The sequence below is a fragment of the Actinomyces sp. Z16 genome, assembly GCF_003111765.1.
In the GTDB taxonomy this organism is placed as follows: domain Bacteria; phylum Actinomycetota; class Actinomycetes; order Actinomycetales; family Actinomycetaceae; genus Actinomyces; species Actinomyces glycerinitolerans.
The window spans coordinates 967,933-986,294 of record NZ_CP027862.1 but is presented as its reverse complement, the minus strand read 5'-3'; the positions used below and the strand labels follow the sequence as shown (position 1 = coordinate 986,294).

General features: G+C 70.2%; 15 protein-coding genes and 1 CRISPR repeat array. Of the genes, 8 read left to right on the top strand and 7 right to left on the bottom strand.

Annotated features, from left to right (window positions below; all coding sequences use genetic code 11):
• Position 1 precedes the first annotated feature (1 nt).
• The 4 genes from cas1e to C3B71_RS04020 all read left to right on the top strand — a co-directional run bounded on the left by cas1e (position 2) and on the right by C3B71_RS04020 (position 5,862).
• Positions 2–940, top strand: coding sequence for a type I-E CRISPR-associated endonuclease Cas1e (gene cas1e, locus C3B71_RS04040; protein ID WP_108966298.1), 939 nt, complete (start codon positions 2–4; stop codon positions 938–940).
• The gene (gene cas2e / locus C3B71_RS04035) at positions 934–1,326 is read left to right on the top strand and encodes a type I-E CRISPR-associated endoribonuclease Cas2e (protein ID WP_108966296.1); all 393 of its coding nucleotides are present in this window, start codon (positions 934–936) and stop codon (positions 1,324–1,326) included. The genes cas1e and cas2e overlap by 7 nt, the downstream gene beginning before the upstream one ends.
• Positions 1,327–1,382: 56 nt before the next feature.
• Positions 1,383–3,731: direct repeats of the CRISPR family, unit length 28 nt; unit sequence GTCGACCCCGCGCGAGCGGGGATGATCC.
• A 708-nt stretch (positions 3,732–4,439) separates the two neighbouring features.
• Positions 4,440–5,315, top strand: a complete 876-nt coding sequence (purU, locus tag C3B71_RS04025) for a formyltetrahydrofolate deformylase (protein WP_108966291.1) — start codon at positions 4,440–4,442, stop codon at positions 5,313–5,315.
• Positions 5,316–5,388: 73 nt separating this feature from the next.
• Complete coding sequence (locus tag C3B71_RS04020; protein ID WP_234416092.1) at positions 5,389–5,862, top strand: hypothetical protein; 474 nt, start codon at positions 5,389–5,391, stop codon at positions 5,860–5,862.
• 160 nt (positions 5,863–6,022) lie between these two features.
• On the opposite strand, the gene C3B71_RS04015 is transcribed toward C3B71_RS04020, so the two are convergent.
• Positions 6,023–7,321 (bottom strand): MFS transporter, encoded by a 1,299-nt coding sequence (locus tag C3B71_RS04015; RefSeq protein WP_234416196.1) that lies wholly within the window; start codon positions 7,319–7,321, stop codon positions 6,023–6,025.
• 100 nt (positions 7,322–7,421) lie between these two features.
• A complete protein-coding gene (locus C3B71_RS04010; RefSeq protein WP_234416086.1) occupies positions 7,422–8,756 on the bottom strand; it encodes an AMP-binding protein in 1,335 nt (444 codons plus the stop codon).
• Between the two features lie 63 nt (positions 8,757–8,819).
• Here C3B71_RS04010 and C3B71_RS04005 point away from each other — a divergent pair, with 63 nt between their 5' ends.
• Positions 8,820–9,272, top strand: a complete 453-nt coding sequence (locus C3B71_RS04005) for a PLD nuclease N-terminal domain-containing protein (protein WP_073327470.1) — start codon at positions 8,820–8,822, stop codon at positions 9,270–9,272.
• 135 nt (positions 9,273–9,407) lie between these two features.
• On the opposite strand, the gene C3B71_RS04000 is transcribed toward C3B71_RS04005, so the two are convergent.
• Positions 9,408–10,532: a GuaB3 family IMP dehydrogenase-related protein gene (locus tag C3B71_RS04000; protein ID WP_073327832.1), complete on the bottom strand. Its 1,125-nt coding sequence runs from the start codon at positions 10,530–10,532 to the stop codon at positions 9,408–9,410.
• 85 nt (positions 10,533–10,617) lie between these two features.
• On the opposite strand from C3B71_RS04000, the gene C3B71_RS03995 reads away from it, so the two are divergent.
• Positions 10,618–11,382 carry an exonuclease domain-containing protein gene (locus tag C3B71_RS03995; protein ID WP_108966288.1) on the top strand — a complete coding sequence of 255 codons (765 nt, stop codon included), beginning with the start codon at positions 10,618–10,620 and terminating at the stop codon, positions 11,380–11,382.
• A 63-nt stretch (positions 11,383–11,445) separates the two neighbouring features.
• On the opposite strand, the gene guaB is transcribed toward C3B71_RS03995, so the two are convergent.
• The 3 genes from guaB to C3B71_RS03980 all read right to left on the bottom strand — a co-directional run bounded on the left by guaB (position 11,446) and on the right by C3B71_RS03980 (position 14,370).
• Complete coding sequence (gene guaB / locus C3B71_RS03990) at positions 11,446–12,969, bottom strand: IMP dehydrogenase (RefSeq protein WP_073327473.1); 1,524 nt, start codon at positions 12,967–12,969, stop codon at positions 11,446–11,448.
• Between the two features lie 132 nt (positions 12,970–13,101).
• A complete protein-coding gene (groES, locus tag C3B71_RS03985; protein WP_073327475.1) occupies positions 13,102–13,398 on the bottom strand; it encodes a co-chaperone GroES in 297 nt (98 codons plus the stop codon).
• Between the two features lie 276 nt (positions 13,399–13,674).
• Positions 13,675–14,370 carry a SanA/YdcF family protein gene (locus tag C3B71_RS03980; RefSeq protein ID WP_181574856.1) on the bottom strand — a complete coding sequence of 232 codons (696 nt, stop codon included), beginning with the start codon at positions 14,368–14,370 and terminating at the stop codon, positions 13,675–13,677.
• A gap of 163 nt (positions 14,371–14,533) precedes the next feature.
• On the opposite strand from C3B71_RS03980, the gene C3B71_RS03975 reads away from it, so the two are divergent.
• Positions 14,534–15,883 (top strand): class I SAM-dependent methyltransferase, encoded by a 1,350-nt coding sequence (locus tag C3B71_RS03975; protein WP_108966286.1) that lies wholly within the window; start codon positions 14,534–14,536, stop codon positions 15,881–15,883.
• 36 nt (positions 15,884–15,919) lie between these two features.
• The gene (locus tag C3B71_RS03970; RefSeq protein WP_108966283.1) at positions 15,920–17,221 is read left to right on the top strand and encodes a glutamate--cysteine ligase; all 1,302 of its coding nucleotides are present in this window, start codon (positions 15,920–15,922) and stop codon (positions 17,219–17,221) included.
• A 53-nt stretch (positions 17,222–17,274) separates the two neighbouring features.
• Here C3B71_RS03970 and tsaD read toward each other — a convergent pair whose 3' ends face one another.
• Positions 17,275–18,321: a tRNA (adenosine(37)-N6)-threonylcarbamoyltransferase complex transferase subunit TsaD gene (gene tsaD / locus C3B71_RS03965; RefSeq protein WP_073327835.1), complete on the bottom strand. Its 1,047-nt coding sequence runs from the start codon at positions 18,319–18,321 to the stop codon at positions 17,275–17,277.
• Positions 18,322–18,362 lie beyond the last annotated feature (41 nt).

The window sequence follows — 18,362 nt, the reverse complement described above, 5'->3', positions numbered from 1 at the left end:
CATGGCCCGGATGCTGCCGGTTCCCGTGACTGCGCTCCCCCGCGTGCAGGATCGTATGACATTCCTCTATGTGGAGCACTGCGTGGTGCATCGCGAAGACGGAGCGCTTACTGCTCGCAATGACCAAGGCACTGTCAGGGTCCCGGCAGCCTCACTGATCGCGGTGCTTTTGGGCCCCGGAACCTCAGTGAGCCACCAGGCTATGTGTCTGCTGGGCGAGTGTGGAACGACCGCCGTCTGGGTCGGAGAACGAGGTGTGCGTTACTACGCACATGGACGCTCGCTGGCCACGTCAACCCGCTTGTTGGAGGAACAAGCGGCCAGAGTCTCCTCGCCACAGAAACGTCTGCGGGTCGCCCGCGAAATGTACTGCATGCGCTTCCACGGCGAGGATGTTAGCGGCCTCACCATGCAGCAGCTGCGCGGTCGAGAAGGCGCCCGCGTGCGCGAAATCTACCGGGAGAACTCGCGCAGGACCGGCGTTCCCTGGACCCGCCGGGACTACCGACCCGACGACTTCGAGGCCTCGGATCCGATCAACCAGGCGCTTTCCGCCGCACACGCTGCCCTGTACGGGGTAGTGCACGGAGTAATTGTTTCGCTGGGTTGTTCGCCCGGCTTGGGCTTCGTACATACCGGGCACGAGCGTTCCTTCGTGTACGACATCGCTGACCTCTACAAGGCGGAGACGACGATCCCCATGGCCTTCGATGTCGTTGCCGAGGGCATGGAAGATCTGAGCGGCACTACCAGGCGCCGAGTGCGCGACAAGGTGTTCGAGCTACGCGTCATCGAACGTGCTGTCAAGGACATCCGTGGCCTACTCGGCGTCGAGGAAGAGGATGATCTGAGCGTCAACGTGGTCTCCCTGTGGGATTACCAGCGGCGACTAGTTGCAGGTGGCGCGAACTATTCGGAAGAGGATGCAGGCGGATGGTAGTGCTGATTCTTTCGGCCTCACCCGCATCACTACGGGGCGCCATAACGCGCTGGCTGCTCGAGGTGAGCCCGGGTGTGTTCGTCGGGCATCTGTCCGCCCGGGTGCGCGAACAGTTGTGGGAGCTCGTCAGGGCGTACATCGGCGATGGTCGGGCACTGCTCATCTGGTCTGCACGCTCCGAGCAGCACTTCGAGATCGCCTCCCTCGGTCACGACCGCGATCCGGTCGATATTGAGGGCTGCATCGTGATGCGCACACCGTATCGGCAGATCGAAGGGGCCAAGTCGATTCCCGGCGCGATAAAGCCCGCCAAGGAATCATGGTCGATTGCAGCCCGACGCCGCCGCTTCCGCAATTCGACGGAGCGGGCACTAGGTCAGCAGTAAAGGAATCACGTGTAGTGTTTGCTGCAGCGCCGTTGGGATTCCAAGGATCCGCAAGTGTCGACCCCGCGCGAGCGGGGATGATCCCAGGTCACCTCTCTGTCCACCACGGTAACCGGCCGTCGACCCCGCGCGAGCGGGGATGATCCTCTGTTAGAACTCGGGGGCGGTGTAGTAGGAGGGTCGACCCCGCGCGAGCGGGGATGATCCGGAGGAAGGGGGCGTAGCGCCGTGGCGTATACAGTCGACCCCGCGCGAGCGGGGATGATCCGTCTTGGGCGGATCTCTGCACCGACGTCCTGATGTCGACCCCGCGCGAGCGGGGATGATCCGGCGGCGTTCGCGGCGTTGCGTGGGCGCGCGAAGTCGACCCCGCGCGAGCGGGGATGATCCGGCGTGTTCGTCTTTGCCGCGTACCAGCGCCCGGTCGACCCCGCGCGAGCGGGGATGATCCGGAACAAATAACCAAGGCGGTAACAACATGCCACGTCGACCCCGCGCGAGCGGGGATGATCCGCGAACGACTTGATTCCGTTCCAGATGTTCGTGGTCGACCCCGCGCGAGCGGGGATGATCCCGTTCGAGCGTATTGGCGCGCCTACGGCGGTTTGTCGACCCCGCGCGAGCGGGGATGATCCCGCCGCCCGACCAATGGGCCTCGAAGGAAGCCGGTCGACCCCGCGCGAGCGGGGATGATCCCCAACGCCGCGGCCCGCTGATAAATAGCCGACGCGTCGACCCCGCGCGAGCGGGGATGATCCCTCTAAGGGGCGGACGTCCGTCTACCTCGCCTCGTCGACCCCGCGCGAGCGGGGATGATCCTGGCAATGGAACCGCGTTTGCAGGCATGCGAGCGTCGACCCCGCGCGAGCGGGGATGATCCTCAATAGTTGGCGCACTACCAGCGCCACGAACAGTCGACCCCGCGCGAGCGGGGATGATCCCGTAGCCGGTAATCTGGCCGCTTTCGGTGCACTGTCGACCCCGCGCGAGCGGGGATGATCCTAGATGCTGCACCCATTGGGTATGTGTTGGGCGTCGACCCCGCGCGAGCGGGGATGATCCTGTGTCTCCCCGGCTCGGGATTGACGCTTACTCGTCGACCCCGCGCGAGCGGGGATGATCCCGGGCCTCGTCTTCAACGGCGTACTCCTCTACGGTCGACCCCGCGCGAGCGGGGATGATCCCGGCCGCCGCACACACATACGGAACATCGACACGTCGACCCCGCGCGAGCGGGGATGATCCCGATTAGGGTTCCTTTCGTCCGCCGCCGATGAGTCGACCCCGCGCGAGCGGGGATGATCCCTCCATTGCTGTGGATGTCGGGCGTGGTGCAGAGTCGACCCCGCGCGAGCGGGGATGATCCGTATTCCAGTTCTGGAGCGCTAACGCGCATCGCGTCGACCCCGCGCGAGCGGGGATGATCCTGGGAGACGGGGCCAAGAGCGAAATACGGATGCGTCGACCCCGCGCGAGCGGGGATGATCCGTTGAAGCTAACCTCCCCGTAATTGTTGACGATGTCGACCCCGCGCGAGCGGGGATGATCCGACGGCAGCGTGTCTGTTCGCACGATTGACGCCGTCGACCCCGCGCGAGCGGGGATGATCCGATGAGCGTCGATATTCTTGCCGAGGTGGTGCGGTCGACCCCGCGCGAGCGGGGATGATCCGTACAGCGGCCTATGGTTGAGGGCGTGCTCTTTGTCGACCCCGCGCGAGCGGGGATGATCCGTAGAGCCTCATGCCGCCTCACCCACCCGCATTGTCGACCCCGCGCGAGCGGGGATGATCCAGTCGGGGTCGGTCAGCGCCCGCTCTACGGCGGCGTCGACCCCGCGCGAGCGGGGATGATCCCCAAAATATTGAGACCTACACGCGTCAGGGCTGGTCGACCCCGCGCGAGCGGGGATGATCCGGACACTACATGCTCCAGCGCCTGATCACCGAGGTCGACCCCGCGCGAGCGGGGATGATCCGGGGGCCTGCATCGCTGCCCTGGACGCTGGGGAGTCGACCCCGCGCGAGCGGGGATGATCCCCAGTCACCGGTCTTTACATAGGGGGTGCCGCCGTCGACCCCGCGCGAGCGGGGATGATCCGGCGTCCCCAACCTCGGCGGCGTCGAAACCTGGGTCGACCCCGCGCGAGCGGGGATGATCCGTAACCATCTCCCTCGCCGACGGCGTATGGACAGTCGACCCCGCGCGAGCGGGGATGATCCTGCCCGGAACTCCTCCTGCATGGGCACGGGTGCGTCGACCCCGCGCGAGCGGGGATGATCCGGGACGGCACCACCAACACCGAGATTGTCGGCACGTCGACCCCGCGCGAGCGGGGATGATCCCTTCTGGGACCACGGCCGGGCGACGCAGATCGGGTGGACCCCGCGCGAGCGGGGATGATCCCACGGCCCAAGTTGAGCTTTCTATGACCTCACTGAACAACGTCGACACCGATGGCAAGCCGAAGCGTTGCTTCACGACGCCCCGAGTGAACGCACCTGACCGGGCGGCATGTCGGCGTCCTCACGCCACACTACGAGCATCGGCTGCTCCTGGTCGGCGGCCGCTACCACGATGGCATCCACGACGTCTCGTGTATACGCCCCCAACTGGTTGACCTCCGCTGTCACCCCAGGCGGCGGCGTGCACCCGCCCTTCTCCCATGTTTGGACCGTGCCCTCGGGTACTGCCAAAAGCTCAGCCATGTGCAGGCACAAAGCCCTTTCCACCTAATCCGTGCGAACGAAGGCGGCTCGCATGGGCGTCAGAAACGCATAGGCAGAGGCGAGTTGGCCTGCCCGCAGCGCGTCACGCGCCAAGTGGGGGCTGGCTCTCGCCTCTGTTCGGGCGAGTCTATTCCACATCCCCCACACGCACACCATCATGACCAGCTCAGTATGCTCAGATTGAAGGCGGCAGGCGTTCCACCATGACGCTCAAGCGTTGCGGATAGCCCAGCCGCCTTCGTCACGCTTGTCTCCTGTCTCTCCATGACGTATTGCGAGTCGAGTACGCCGCTTCCCCAGTCAGCCACACACCACCACTCACCCAACGCCGTCCGCCCTCCGGCCCGCCGCCCACACACCCGCCACACCCGGCTACCCTCCTGCCATGACCACGTCCGCCCCCACCGCACCCGCCGACGCCCACCACCTTGTGCTGACCCTGTCCTGCCCCGACCGCCCCGGGATCGTCAACGCCGTCTCCGGCGCGCTGGCCCGACGCGGCGGCAACATCACCGAGTCCAAGCAGTTCGGCGACGAGGCCTCTGGGCTGTTCTTCATGCGCGTACAGGTAATGACCACCGTGGCCCGTGAGGAGTTGGAGAAGGACCTGGCCGAGCTGGCCCGCACCTACTCCATGACCTGGTCGCTGGATGAGGTCGGCCGCCCCATGCGCACCCTGATCATGGTGTCCAAGGAGGGCCACTGCCTGACCGACCTGCTCTTCCGCGCCCGCAGTCAGGGCCTGCCGATCGACGTCGTCGGCGTGGTCGGCAACCATGAGGACCTGCGGCCCGTGGCCGACTTCTACGGCGTCCCCTTCCACCACATCCCGGTGACCAAGGAGACCAAGGCCGACGCCGAGGCTCAGCTACTGGAACTGGTGGACTCCCTGAACGTCGAACTGGTGGTGCTGGCCCGCTACATGCAGATCCTCTCCCCCACCCTGTGCGAGCGGCTCCACGGCGGGGTCATCAACATCCACCACTCCTTCCTGCCCAGCTTCAAGGGCGCCAACCCCTACCGGCAGGCGCACGAGCGCGGCGTGAAGCTGATCGGCGCCACCGCCCACTACGTCACCCCCGATCTGGATGAGGGTCCCATCATCGAGCAGGACGTCACTCGCGCCAACCACGAGGACTCCGTGGAGACGCTGCGCGCCAAGGGGCAGGACGTCGAACGCCGCGTGCTCGCGCAGGCGGTGCGCTGGCACGCCGAGCACCGGGTGCTGCTCAACGGCCTGCGCACCGTCGTCTTCGCCTGACGCCGGCCCCACCCCGGCGCGGGTTTTCCTGACGCCTCTTGAGCCTGCCCGGCGACGGCGAAACACTGACGCCGTGTCCATCGCCCTCGCCCTGCACCTGCTCGCCGCGCTAGCCACCGCCATGGTCGCCGGCTTCCTCGTCATGTACTGCCTGACGATCGGCGGCTTCTTCAGCCATATGGTGCGCACCGGTCAGATCGAGGCTCTACAACGCCATTACGCGCCCTTCCGACGCCGCACGCATCTGAAGACCACCTACGCAGCGGCCATGCTCCTCCAGTTCTTCGCGTCCGTGGCGGCGCTCGCCGCAAGCTGGCACACGCCCCTGATCGGCCGCGTCCTCGCCGTCGCCGCCCTGCCCCTGTTGCTCACCGTCCACCGGGTCACCGGCTTCACCGAACCGGAGGAGACGCTGGTCTCCGGTCGGCCGATCGCCGACGACGCCGCCGCCCGCTACCTGCGGCTCAACCTGCCGCTGCACGCGCTATACGCCTGCTTCTACACGCTCGCCGCGACCTGGCTGCTCGCCGAGCTCGCGCGCACTTGAGCGGTACGTGCCCATCCACCAGGTCCGCTTCCAGGGTTGCGCCGAACTCGCGCGCCTGAGCGGTACTCACCCCCGACGGCGCCGCCGGCGTCGCCCCGTCGAACTCTCGCGTGTGAATGGTCGGTCGTTCCGGTCGGGCCCGGGCACGCCGGCAAGCCCTCTACCGCGGCTTCGCCACCTCAGACCGGCCGCGCGGCAGCCGGTTGAGCCGCTCCGTCATGACCAGGCCCAACAGGGCCAGCGCCAGGAGGTAGAAGGGGAGCAGCCACAGGCCGACCCGGCCGGAGATGAGCCCGAACAGCGGCGGCATGATGGTGGTCCCCGTGTAGGCCGCCGCCATCTGGATGCCGATGATCGCCTGCGAGTTGGCGCGTCCGAAGTTGGCGGGCGTGGAGTGAATGACCGCCGGATACACCGGGGCCGCGCCTATGCCGGCCAGGGCGAAACCGACGAATGACACCTGTCCCAGTGGCAGCGCCACGATCGTCGCGCCGACGGCCCCCAGTAGGAAACCGCCCCTAATGAGCTGCCGGTCCCCGACCCGGTCGGCGAAGAAGCCGCACAGGAAGCGGCCAGCGGTCAGCCCCAGGATGAACAGGGCCCCGAAGGACGCCGCCGTGGATGCGTCAAAGCCCCGGTCGGAGACGAAGAAGGTCGCGCCCCACAGCATGGCCGTCTGTTCGAAGGCGCAGTAGGCGAAGAATGCGAGCAGGACGGAGGGGACCCCGGGGATGCGCAGCGCCGTCCGGAGCGAGACGTGCCCGTCGGCGCCCCCCGCGGCACCACCGCCCCCGGCACCCTCGGCCATCGCGGCGGGCTCATCCTCCGCCGTCGGCTCACCGGGACGGATCGCCGCAACACGCTGCCACAGCGGGAGGCTGGCGAGCAGCACCGCCGCCAGCCCGACCTGCAGCAGGCCGATCGTCCGGTATGCGGCCGGCCAATTACCGTCGGCGGACAGGGCCAGACTCATGACGAAGGGACTGATGGACGCGCCCACACCCCAGAAGCTGTGCAGCCAGTTCATGTGCCGCGCCGTGTAGTGGAGGGCCACGTAGTTGTTGAGCGCCGCGTCGACCGCCCCCGCGCCCAGGCCGTAGGGGACGGCCCACAGGCACAGCATCCAGAACTGGCTGGCGGTCGAGAAGCCCAGCAGCGCCACGGCCGTGAGCACCACGCTCACAGTGGTGACCAGCCCCGCGCCGAAACGCCGGGTCAGCCGCTCGGAGGCGAGGGAGGAGACGATGGTGCCGACGGCGATGATGAAGGTGACTCCCCCGGCAAAGGACACCGGTACACCCAGGTCCTCGTGCATGACGGGCCAGCCCGCGCCCACGAGCGAGTCCGGCAGACCGAGACTGATGAAGGCCAGGTAGATGATGGCGAGTAGCAGCAGATACACGAGGAGCCTCTCCGAGCAACGGCAGGCGGCACTGAGCGCCGGGGAGTCGATCAGCACCAATCACGAAATTAACCGACGACGCTATTTTAATAGTCCCTTCCCGGGTTACAAGGGCCGTTCGTCCACATCGCGCCCCACCCTCGCCCACACGGCGGGCCTACGCGGAGTCCTGAGCGAGTGCACCGGCCCCATCGGCCAGCCGCGCGACCGCCAGCCGGTCGACTTTGCCCGGCCCGCGCAGCGGCAGCGCATCGACGACGACGATCCGCTTGGGAGCATGCGCCCCGTCCAGTCGCTGCCGCGCGGCCGCCCGCAACTGCTTCGCCCAGACCCGCCGGTCGCCAGGCTTCGCCGTTGACTCCGGCACGACGGCGGCCGCCACGGCACTGCCCCACTGGGCGTCGGGCACCCCGACGACGCAGGCCTCCGCCACCCCGCCCAGCGCGGTGAGCGCCTGTTCGACTTCGCGCGGAACGACCTTGATGCCGCCGGTGATGATGACGTCATCCACGCGTCCGAGCACGGCCAGGCGCCGTACCCCGTCCGTGCCGTCGATCAGTTTCCCGATATCACTGGTGAGCAACTCGCGGCGGGCATCCGGGTCGCTCCGCTCGCGAAAGACCGCCGCGCCCGCCGACGGCGCCAGCCCCGCTCCCCTCTCGGCGTACCCGTGGGCGAGGACCGGCCCGGCGAGCACGACTCGGCCCACCCCGTCGCCGTCCGGGTTCTCGATGCGCACCTCCACCCCATCCAGCGGCACGCCGTCGTAGACGCAGCCGCCGCCGGTCTCGCTCATGCCGTAGGTCGTCACCACCCGTACCCCGGCGGCGCGGGCGCGCTCCAGCAGGGCCGGGTCCGCGGCGGCGCCGCCCAGCAGGACGGCGTCGACGCGGGCCAAGGCTGCGCGTGCCCGTTCCTGCCCCGGGGCGAGGGCCCGCACCAGCTGGGTGGGTACCAACGAGACGCGCACCGGGTCGCCCGGCCGGGTGGCGAGCGCCCGCGTGATCGCGTCCGCGAGCGCGTCGGGGCTGAAACCGCGCGAGGTGTCCGCGACCACCGGTGCGCGCCCGGCGAGCAGGGAGCGCATCACTACCTGCAGCCCGGCGACATGCTGCGCGGGCAGGGCCAGCACCCAGCTGCCGGGCCCGCCCAGGCGTGCGTGCGTGGCACGCGCGGAGGCGGTTAACGCCCTCATGCTCATGGCCACCAGGGCGCCGGTTCCGGTGGTGGAGCCGGAGGTGCGCAGCAGTAGGTCCACCTCGGGATCGATGGCGGGACCGTGCGGATCCAGGCGCCGGGCCAGGTCGGATTTGACGGCGTCGGCGTCCTCGCCCGGACCGATGGGGACCAGCAGGGGGCGGACTTTCCCGCTTTCCCCGGCGCCCGCCTCGAACCGGTCGCGCAGCGCCGTGATGAAGGCGACGGCATCGTCGGGGCGATTGCCCCCGCGCAGGAGGAACAACGGGCGGGGAAAGCTAGTTGTCGAAGACACAACCACCAGGGTGGCACGCCGACCGGCCGCCGCCATAGCTCCACTAACGGTTAGGCTAGATACGTGCGTGCCGTCCCCTACATCCTCGCGCTGGCGCTGGCCCTCTACGCCCTGCTCGACTGCATACGCACCCCGTCTGAGAACATGCCGGCGCGCCTGCCCAAGCCCATGTGGATCCTGCTCATCCTGGTCATGGCGGTGGTCGGACCGATCGCCTGGATCATCACCTCGCGGGTGCGTGCCGCCGAGGAACGCGGCGGCGAGATCGAGCGCACCGTGTGGTCCTCCAAGGAGCGCGTCGACCTGCACCTGGCGGAGCGCCCTCGCCCGGTTGCACCCGACGACGACCCGGAGTTCCTCGCCCACCTCGAGCAGGACATCCGCCGTCGTCGCCGCGACAAGGACGCGGGCACGAACGACGCCCCCGGCAACCGGAATGAAGACTCCGACAAGAACTCCGACGATCACGGTGCGGATGGCCCGGGCGTTCCCTCAGACGGTTCTCCGACGTCGTGATCCTCCGGCCGACGTCCCGGACAGCATCCGGCAGCACTCAGGCATCGCCCATAGGCGCCGGCAGAGCCGGGCACTCACCGGAAGCTCCAGCACCTGGTTCTCGGGTAGGTGCGCTCGTAGCCTCCTCCCGCGCCGTCAGCTCGGCTCGTAGGGGGCGACGACGATCTCGACGCGCTGGAGCTCCTTGACGTCGGCGTAGCCGGTGGTGGCGAGCGTGCGGCGCAGGGCGCCCATGATGTTCAGGGTGCCGTCGGCGCGGTCCGAGGGGCCGGAGAGGATCTGCTCCATGGTGCCGACGGTACCGACATGGCTGCGGTAGCCGCGGGGCAGCCGCTCATGGCGGGCCTCGGCGCCCCAGTGATAGCCGCCGCCGGGAGCCTCCTCGGCGCGTGCCAGTGCAGCACCCAGCATGACGGCGTCGGCGCCGCAGGCGATGGCCTTGACGACGTCGCCGGAGTTGCCGACCGAGCCGTCGGCGATGACGTGCACGTAGCGGCCGCCGGACTCGTCCATGTAATCGCGGCGGGCGGCGGCCACGTCGGCGACGGCGGTGGCCATGGGCATGTGCAGGCCCAGGACCTGGCGCACGGAGGAGGAGGCCCCGCCGCCCTGGCCGACGAGCACGCCCGCCGCACCGGTGCGCATCAGGTGCAGGGCCGCGGTGTAGGTGGTGACCCCGCCGACCACCACGGGCACATCCAGCTCATAGATGAAGCGCTTGAGGTTCAGTGGCTCGACCGAGCCGGACACGTGCTCGGCGGAGACGACCGAGCCGCGGATGACCAGCAGGTCGACGCCCGCTTCGACGACCGTGCGCCAGTGCCGCTGCGTCTGAGAAGGGCTGAGGCGTCCGGCGACGACGACACCGGCCTCGCGAATCTGCGCCAGCCGGGCGGTGATGAGTTCGGGCTGCACCGGCGGGCGGTAGACCTCCTGCAACACCGCGGTGGCCTGCTCCGGGTCCGCGTTGCGGATGCGCTCCAGGGCGGGGGTCGGGTCCTCGTAGCGGGTCCACAGGCCCTCCAGGTCGAGCACGCCGATGCCGCCGAGTTTCCCCACCAGGATCGCGGTCTCGGGACTCATCACCGAGTCCTGGGGCGAGGCCATTACCGGTAGGTCCACGTGGTAGGCGTCCAGCTGCCAGCCCACGCGCACGTCGCGCACATCGCGGGTGCGGCGCGCCGGGACCAGCGCAATGTCGTCGAAGGAGTAGGCCTGTCGGGCGCGCTTGTCCCGCCCGATTTCGATCTCACCGCTCATGGCGAGCATCGTAGCGAGCATCGCCCCGGACACCTGCGTCTCCGGTCGCGCTATTCGTGTCGGAGGGCGGTGGCACACTCGGCACATGAGCGAGCAACCAGTACCCATGCCGACCACGGCGCCCAGTTCCTGGGCCGCCGGTCCACTGCTCGGATTCGACACCGAAACCACCGGGGTCTCCCCCACCGCTGACCGCCTGGTGACGGCGGCTCTCGTCGCCCGCGGCCCGCGCGGCGCCGACGGCTCGCGGACGCAGCAAATCACCACCTGGCTGGCGGACCCGGGCGTGGTGATCCCCGCGTCGGCCACGGCCGTGCACGGCATCAGCACCGAGCGCGCCCGCGCCGAGGGGCGCCCGGTCGGCGAGGTGCTTGAGGAGGTGGCGGCGACGCTGGCGGCGGCGATGGCCGCGGGCACGCCCGTGGTCGCCTACAACGCCGCCTACGACCTGACCCTGTTGGAGGCCGAACTGACTCGCCATCACCTGCCCACCCTGCGCGCCCGGCTGGGCCGCGAGTTGGGGCCGGTGGTGGACCCGCTGGTGATCGATCGGCGGGTGGACCGCTACCGGAGGGGCAAGCGGCGCCTGACGGACCTGTGCGCCTTCTACGGGATCGACCCGGAGGCGGCCGGCCTGCACACCGCGGAGGTGGACGTGGTGGCCACCCTGGATGTGCTCGACGCCATGGCCTACGCCCACCCGGAGATCGCCCGCATCCCGCGCGCGGAACTGATGGCCTGGCAGGCGGCCGCGCACCGCGACTGGGCGGTCTCCTTCAACGACTTCCTGCGCCGCCGTGGCCGCACGCCCGACGTCGACACCGCCTGGCCGCTGCCCGACGGCGTGTGACGGCGCCGACGGCAGGCCGGCCCGCCCAGTCTCGCGGCGCGCCCGGTTGCAGCGCGCCCGCGGTCAGGATGCGCGGCCGGTGTAGTTGGGGGCCTCGACGGTCATCTTCACATCGTGCGGGTGGGACTCCTTGAGCCCGGCCGCGGTGATGCGCACGAACTGGCCGTTGGCCTTCAACTCGGGGATGGTGCGCGCGCCCACGTAGAACATCGACTGGTGCAGACCGCCGACCAGCTGGTAGACGACGTCGGCCAGCGCCCCGGAGAAGGGCACCTGCCCCTCGATGCCCTCGGGAATGATCTTGTCGTCCCCGGAGACGTCGGCCTGGAAGTAGCGGTCCTTGGAGTAGGACTTGCGGCCGCGCGAGCTCATGGCGCCAAGCGACCCCATGCCCCGGTAGCGCTTCCACTGCTTGCCGTTGACGAACACCAGGTCGCCGGGGGACTCGGTGCAGCCGGCCAGCAGGGAGCCGAGCATGACGGTGTCGGCGCCGGCCACCAGGGCCTTGGCGATGTCACCGGAGTACTGCAGGCCGCCGTCGGCGATGAGCGGCACGTCGGCGGGGGTGCAGGCGCGGGCGGCCTCATACACGGCGGTCACCTGGGGCACGCCCACGCCGGCGACCACCCGGGTGGTGCAGATGGAGCCGGGACCGACCCCCACCTTGACGGCGTCCACGCCGGCGTCGATGAGCGCCTGGGCGCCCTCGCGGGTGGCGACATTGCCGCCGATGACCTCGATGCCGGAGAAGGCCGGGTCGTGCTTGAGCCGGGAGATCATCTCCAGGGCCAGCTTGGCGCCGCCGTTGGCCGTGTCCACCACGATCACGTCGACGCCGGCCTCGGCCAGCGCCCCGGCCCGCTCCCAGGTGTCGCCCCAGTAGCCGACGGCGGCGCCGACCACCAGCCGGCCCGCCTCGTCCTTGGTGGCATTGGGGTACTGCTCGGTCTTGACGAAGTCCTTGACGGTGATCAGGCCGGACAGGCGGCCGTCGGAGTCGACGATCGGCAGCTTCTCGATGCGGTTCTCAGCCAGCAGCGCCTTGGCGTCCTCCCGGGAGATGCCGGTAGGACCGGTGATCAGTCGCTCGCGCGGGGTCATGCACTCGCGCACGGTCAGGGTGTCCCAGCGCTCGGGCGGCACGAAGCGCAGGTCGCGGTTGGTGATGATGCCCAGCAGGTTGCCGGCGTCGTCCACGACCGGCAGGCCGGAGACCTTGTAGTGGCCGCACAGCTCGTCCAGCTGGGAGATGGTGGCGTCCGGGCCGACCGTGACCGGGTCGGAGACCATGCCGGACTCCGAGCGCTTGACGCGGCGCACGTGCTGGGCCTGCTCCTCGATCGAGAGGTTGCGGTGCAGGATGCCGATGCCGCCCTGCCGGGCCATGGCGATGGCCATGTCGGATTCGGTGACGGTGTCCATGGCGGCGCTCAGCAGCGGGGTGGCCAGGGAGATCTTGCGGGTCAGGCGGGAGGTGGTATCGACTTCGGAGGGGATGACGTCGGTCAGCCTGGGCAGCAGGAGGACGTCGTCGTAGGTGAGTCCGGTGGGGGCGAAGATGTCGGGGCTGGTGATCGAGTCGCTCACAGCAGCATCGTAGAGCCCCGGCGGCACCCACCGCACACGGGGATGCGCCACAGCCCCGGAACAGCCCTGTGGGGCGGCAGGCATGCGCCTACCGCCCCACAGGCAACGTCAAAAACCTCGGCAGGTGCCGGGTCAGCGGGTGACAACCGCCAGCACGTCGCGCGCGGACAGGATCAGGTAGTCCTCGCCGTCGTACTTGACCTCGGTGCCGCCGTACTTGGAGTAGATGACGACGTCGCCTTCGGCGACGTCAACCGGGATGCGCTTGCCGGAGTCGTCGACGCGGCCCGGGCCCACGGCCAGAACCTTGCCCTCCTGCGGCTTCTCCTTGGCGGTGTCCGGAATGACCAGCCCGGACGCGGTGGTCTGCTCGGCCTCGACCGTCTGCACGACGATGCGGTCCTCGAGCGGCTTGATGGAGATCGACATGCGTTCTCCCCTTCTCGCTTCTTGAGTATGGAATGACTGGATGCCGCATCCCGGGAGTGCCGAGCCGCCGTCGCGGGGGTCGGTCCGACACGCGTGAGCTGCGGGTCGCGCGAGAAGCCGAAGCACCTCGCGCGCCGAAAGAGAATCTACGCGCACCGTTAGCACTCAGTCAACGCGAGTGCTAAGACGCGCATCCCGGTTCGCCGAGGGCGTGCCCCCACGGCGCAGCGCGCCCGAGTCTCGGCCACCGGACCGACGGCGCGCACAGTCCGTCGCTCACGCCGCCCGGTTGGCGCGGGTGAAGGCAATGGCCTCCTCCACACTGGTCTCCCGGTCCCCCAGCAGCGGGGTGCGGTTGGTGGCCACATCCCAGGCGGCCTTGACCGCGGCCCCGCGCTCACGCAACCAGCTGTAGGTCCAGGTGGAGCGGTTGGCACGGGCACGCGCGTCCCCGACACCGCTGGCGTCCACGCCGACGGCGCGGCACACGGCCACCGCTCGCGCCTCATGGAAGTCCTGAGTGACAAGGATCGCGTCCGACACGCCGAAGACCCGGCGAGCCCGTACGCAGGTGGCGTAGGTGTCAAAACCGGCGTAGTCGATCGCGATCGCCTCGCTGGGGATGCCGGCCAAGACCAGGTAGTCGTACATGGCGATGGGCTCGTTGTAACTGGCCTGTCCGTTGTCGCCCGACACCAGGATCGCGTCCACCCGCCCCGACTCGTACAGGTCGGCCGCCACGTCCAGCCGGTAGCGCAGCCACGGGGAGGGCTCGCCGGATGAGTAGACGGAGGCACCCAGGACGATGGCCACCGGCGCGGTCGCCTCGTCGTCGGAGGCCCCATAGTCGGTCACATGCCCGGAGGCGGACGCCCACACCCAGGCGTTGGGCAGCGCCACCGCGGCCACCGCGAGCGCCACGATCCCGCCCACGACCCACCGCCAGCGGCGGCGCTTGTCGCGTCGTGCCACGCGTGTCCTCCTTCTCCCGGCCGACGGCCCGGACGTTTCGACTGCGGGCCGAGCGGCCCATACGGACGTGCCAGCGTAGCCCCTGCCGGACGGCGGCGCGGGGATAGTGAGACGGGTCTCCCCGGCGTCGCGCGGGCGGGTCGGCGTGTCATGATTTCGTGCGATGGACGGCTCCGACCTCGCCCCGCTGCTGACCCCCGAGGGTTGGCGGCTGCTCGAATCATTGCCACCCTACGACCCCGACCAGGCCCTCGTACTGTCCGAATCACTGCGCCGCGAGGGCCACTCCCCCGCGCTGGTTTCGGCCGCCCTGACGCAGCAGCGGCTGCGCCGGCGCGCGGCCACCAAGTTCGGCCCCTTCGCAGACCGCATGTTGTTCACGCCCGACGGACTGGAGCAGGCCACGCGACTGGCCGTGTCCGCCCACCACGCCGCCCGCTACGCCCGCGCCGGCAGCCGGTTGGTGGCCGATCTGGGCTGCGGAATCGGCGGGGACGCGCTGGCACTGGCCTCGCTGTGCCCGGGCGTGCTGGCGGTGGAGCGCGACGAGGCGACGGCGGCACTGGCCACCGTCAACCTCACCCCCTTCCCCAACGCCGAGGTGCGGTGCGCCGACGCGCTGGAGGTGGACCTGGCCGCCGCGGGTGTGGACGCCGTCTTCGCCGACCCGGCGCGCCGCTCCGGTGGGCGGCGCATCGCCGACCCCGAGCGCTGGTCGCCGCCACTGCACAGCGTGCTGGCCCTGCGCGAGCAGGTGGCGGCCCTGGGCGTCAAGGTCGCTCCCGGCATCGACCACGCGTCGCTGCCCGCCGACGCCCACGCCCAGTGGGTGAGCGTGGACGGCGAGGTGGTCGAGGCCGGCATCTGGTGCGGCCAGCTCGCCCCGGAGGGCCCCGGCCGCTCCGCCCTGGTGCTGCGCACGGGCGCCGACGGCGAGTCCTCCGCCCATGTGCTGGCCGACCCCGACTGCGCCGACCCCACCCGCCCGCCGGTCCAGCTGGACCCGATCGCCGGACCAGAGGCATTGGGAGACTTCATTCACGAGCCCGACGGCGCCGCCATCCGCGCCGGCCTGGTCGCCCACCTGGCGGGACGACTGGGCGCCCACCCGGTCGGCCACCGAATCGCCTACCTGACCGGCGCAACACCTGTCGAGCCGGAGCTGGCCCCCTTCCTGCGCTCCTGGCGGCTGGTGGAGGTGTTGCCGCTCCATCTGAAGGCGCTGCGCTCGCGCGTGCGCACCCGCGGGATTGGCCGCCTGGAGATCCACGCCCGCGGCGTCGACGTCGCCCCCGACGCGTTGCGCGCCTCACTGCATCTGCGCGGGCAGGCCGGGGAGACCTGGCTGCTGACCCGTATCGGCGAGCGCGGCGAGCACGGCCGCTCCCCCCGGGGCGTGGTGCTCGTCGTCGCGCCCGTCGAAGCCACGGCGGCCGCGCCCGGGCCCGCCCCAACGGGTTCGGACCCCGCCGCGCCATCCCCGCTCCCACGCCCGGACCGTTCAGCACCTTAAGCATCCGCGAAACGCCTCCCCCGAAGGAGCTCCGTCATGACACCGACCACGCCCGCATTCACCCGGACGCACCGCGCCCCCCTGATCCACCGCGCGGACCTGCCCTTCGCCCGCTCCGAACGGTCCACACTCGGCATCGAGTGGGAGTTGCAGTTGGTGGACCGCGACAGCCTGGACCTGCGCCAATGCGCCGCGGACATCCTGCGCCTGGTGGGCGAGGACCCGAATATCCACGGCGAGATGATGCTCAACACCGTGGAGCTGGTCTCCGGGGCGCGCCACACGGTCGCCGAGTGCATCGAGGACATCGCGTTGGCCTACGACCGGCTGCTGCCGGTCACCGAGCCGCTGCGGGTTCAGCTGGCCAGCGCCGGCACCCACCCCTTCGCCGACCCGCTGGTGCAGAAGGTCACCGACGCCGAGCGCTACGCCCGCCTGGTCGACCGCACTCGCCTGTGGGGCCACCAGATGCTCATCTTCGGCACGCACGTGCACGTGGGCATTGAGGATCGCAGCAAGGTGCTGCCGATCCTGTCCGCCCTGCTCACCCGCACCGCGCACCTGCAGTGCCTGAGCGCCTCCTCCCCGTTCTGGGCGGGGGATTCCACCGGTTACGCGGACAACCGGGCGATGATGTTCCAGCAGCTGCCGACCGCCGGCGCCCCGCACCAGCTCGGCTCCTGGGAGGAGCTGGAGGGCTTCGTCGGGGACATGGTCCACACCGGTGTGATCGAGGACTTCACCGAGGTCCGCTGGGACGTGCGCCCCTCGCCGCGCCTGGGCACGATCGAGGTGCGCTCCTGCGACGCCGCCACCAACCTGACCGAGTTGGCCGGCATCGCCGCCCTGACTCAGTGCCTGGTGGAGGACTTCTCCCGCCGCCTGGACCGCGGGGAGGAGCTGGACGCACTGCCGCCGTGGTACGTGAATGAGAACAAGTGGCGCTCGGCCCGCTACGGGATGGACGCCATCCTGATCACCGACTCATCCGGCACCGAGGAGCTGGTCACCGACACGGTGGAGCGGATGCTCACCGAGTTGGCACCGGTGGCCGCGGACCTGGGTTGCGAGACGGAATTGGAGAGCGTGCGCGCCACCCTGGAGGCCGGCGCCTCCTACCAGCGCCAGCTCGCCGCGGCCACCGCGGCGAGCAGCAACGAGGCGGCCATGCGACTGCTGCTGGAGGAGGTGCGCGCCGGCCGTCCGCTGACCCCCGCGGAGGTTACGGCCCTGGTCGCCGACGGCATCAGTCCCGCCCCGCGACCCCGGCCCGCCCCTCCCGCAACCGGCGCCGTTAACCCGCCGAGGTCGGTTGATATCCATCGAGGTCGGCACTAATCACGTGCCGAGCTCGGCGAAACAGGAGGCGAGCGGGCGGGAGGCCGATGGGCTCAGTGCGCCACGGGGAGGTCCAGGGGCATGCCGGAGTCGGGGGCGAAGTCCATGGGGCTCGGCTCCACGCCCGCACGCACCGCCTCCGCCCCCAGGGCCGCGATCTGGGCGCCGTTGTCCGTGCAGTATTTCAGCGGCGGCAGCCGCAGGGTGATGCCGGCGGCCTCGCAGCGCTGCGCCGCGAGCGCCCGCAGCCGGGAGTTGGCGGAGAAGCCGCCGCCGATCACCAGGGTGTCGCAGCCGGTGTCCCGGCAGGCCTGCACCGCCTTCGCGGTGAGCGAGTCGTTGACCGCCTCGGAGAAGGCGGCGCACACGTCGGCGGCCGGCACCTCCTGGCCGGCGTCCGCCAGCGACTCCACATAGCGGGCGACCGCCGTCTTCAGGCCGGAGAAGGAGAAGTCGTAGCGGTGGCGCTCGCGGTCCTTGGCGGCGGCCAGCCCGCGTGGGAAGCGAATCGCCTCGACGTCTCCCTCCTGCGAGAGCCGGTCGACGTGCGGGCCGCCCGGGTAGGGCAGCCCGAGCAGGCGGCCGACCTTGTCGAAGGCCTCCCCGGCGGCGTCGTCGAGGGTACTGCCCAGCTCGACGACGTCGGTGGCCAGGCCGTGGATGTCCAGCAGACTGGAGTGGCCGCCGGAGACGATCAGGCCGATGAAGTGCTCGGGGGCGGGGCCGTCAATGAGCTCGTCGACGGCGATGTGTCCGATAACGTGGTTGACACCGTAGATGGGCTTGCCGAGCGACGCGGCCAGAGCCTTGGCGGCGCTGACCCCGACGGTGAGGGAGCCGATCAGCCCGGGGCCGGCGCTCACGGCGATCGCGTCAACGTCGGCCAGGCCGACCCCGGCCCGCTCCAGCGCGGCGTCCAGGGTGGGCAGGAAGGACTCCAGGTGGGCGCGGGAGGCGATCTCAGGGATGATGCCGCCGAAGCGGGCGTACTCGTCCATGGAGGTGGCCACGACGTCGCCGAGCAGTTCACGGCCGCGTACCAGGGCGACGCCGGTCTCGTCGCAGGTGGACTCGATGCCGAGGATCAGTGGTTCACTCACGGCGCCCAAGCGTAGCCGCCCGGCCGGCCCGGTGGATTGCC

Coding starts and splice junctions, on each gene's coding strand:
- cas1e (WP_108966298.1), top strand. CDS start 2: ATGGCCCGGATGCTGCCGGTTCCCGTGACTGCGCTCCCCCGCGTGCAG.
- cas2e (WP_108966296.1), top strand. CDS start 934: ATGGTAGTGCTGATTCTTTCGGCCTCACCCGCATCACTACGGGGCGCC.
- purU (WP_108966291.1), top strand. CDS start 4,440: ATGACCACGTCCGCCCCCACCGCACCCGCCGACGCCCACCACCTTGTG.
- C3B71_RS04000 (WP_073327832.1), bottom strand. CDS start 10,532: ATGAGCGGTGAGATCGAAATCGGGCGGGACAAGCGCGCCCGACAGGCC.
- C3B71_RS03995 (WP_108966288.1), top strand. CDS start 10,618: ATGAGCGAGCAACCAGTACCCATGCCGACCACGGCGCCCAGTTCCTGG.
- groES (WP_073327475.1), bottom strand. CDS start 13,398: ATGTCGATCTCCATCAAGCCGCTCGAGGACCGCATCGTCGTGCAGACG.
- C3B71_RS03975 (WP_108966286.1), top strand. CDS start 14,534: ATGGACGGCTCCGACCTCGCCCCGCTGCTGACCCCCGAGGGTTGGCGG.
- C3B71_RS03970 (WP_108966283.1), top strand. CDS start 15,920: ATGACACCGACCACGCCCGCATTCACCCGGACGCACCGCGCCCCCCTG.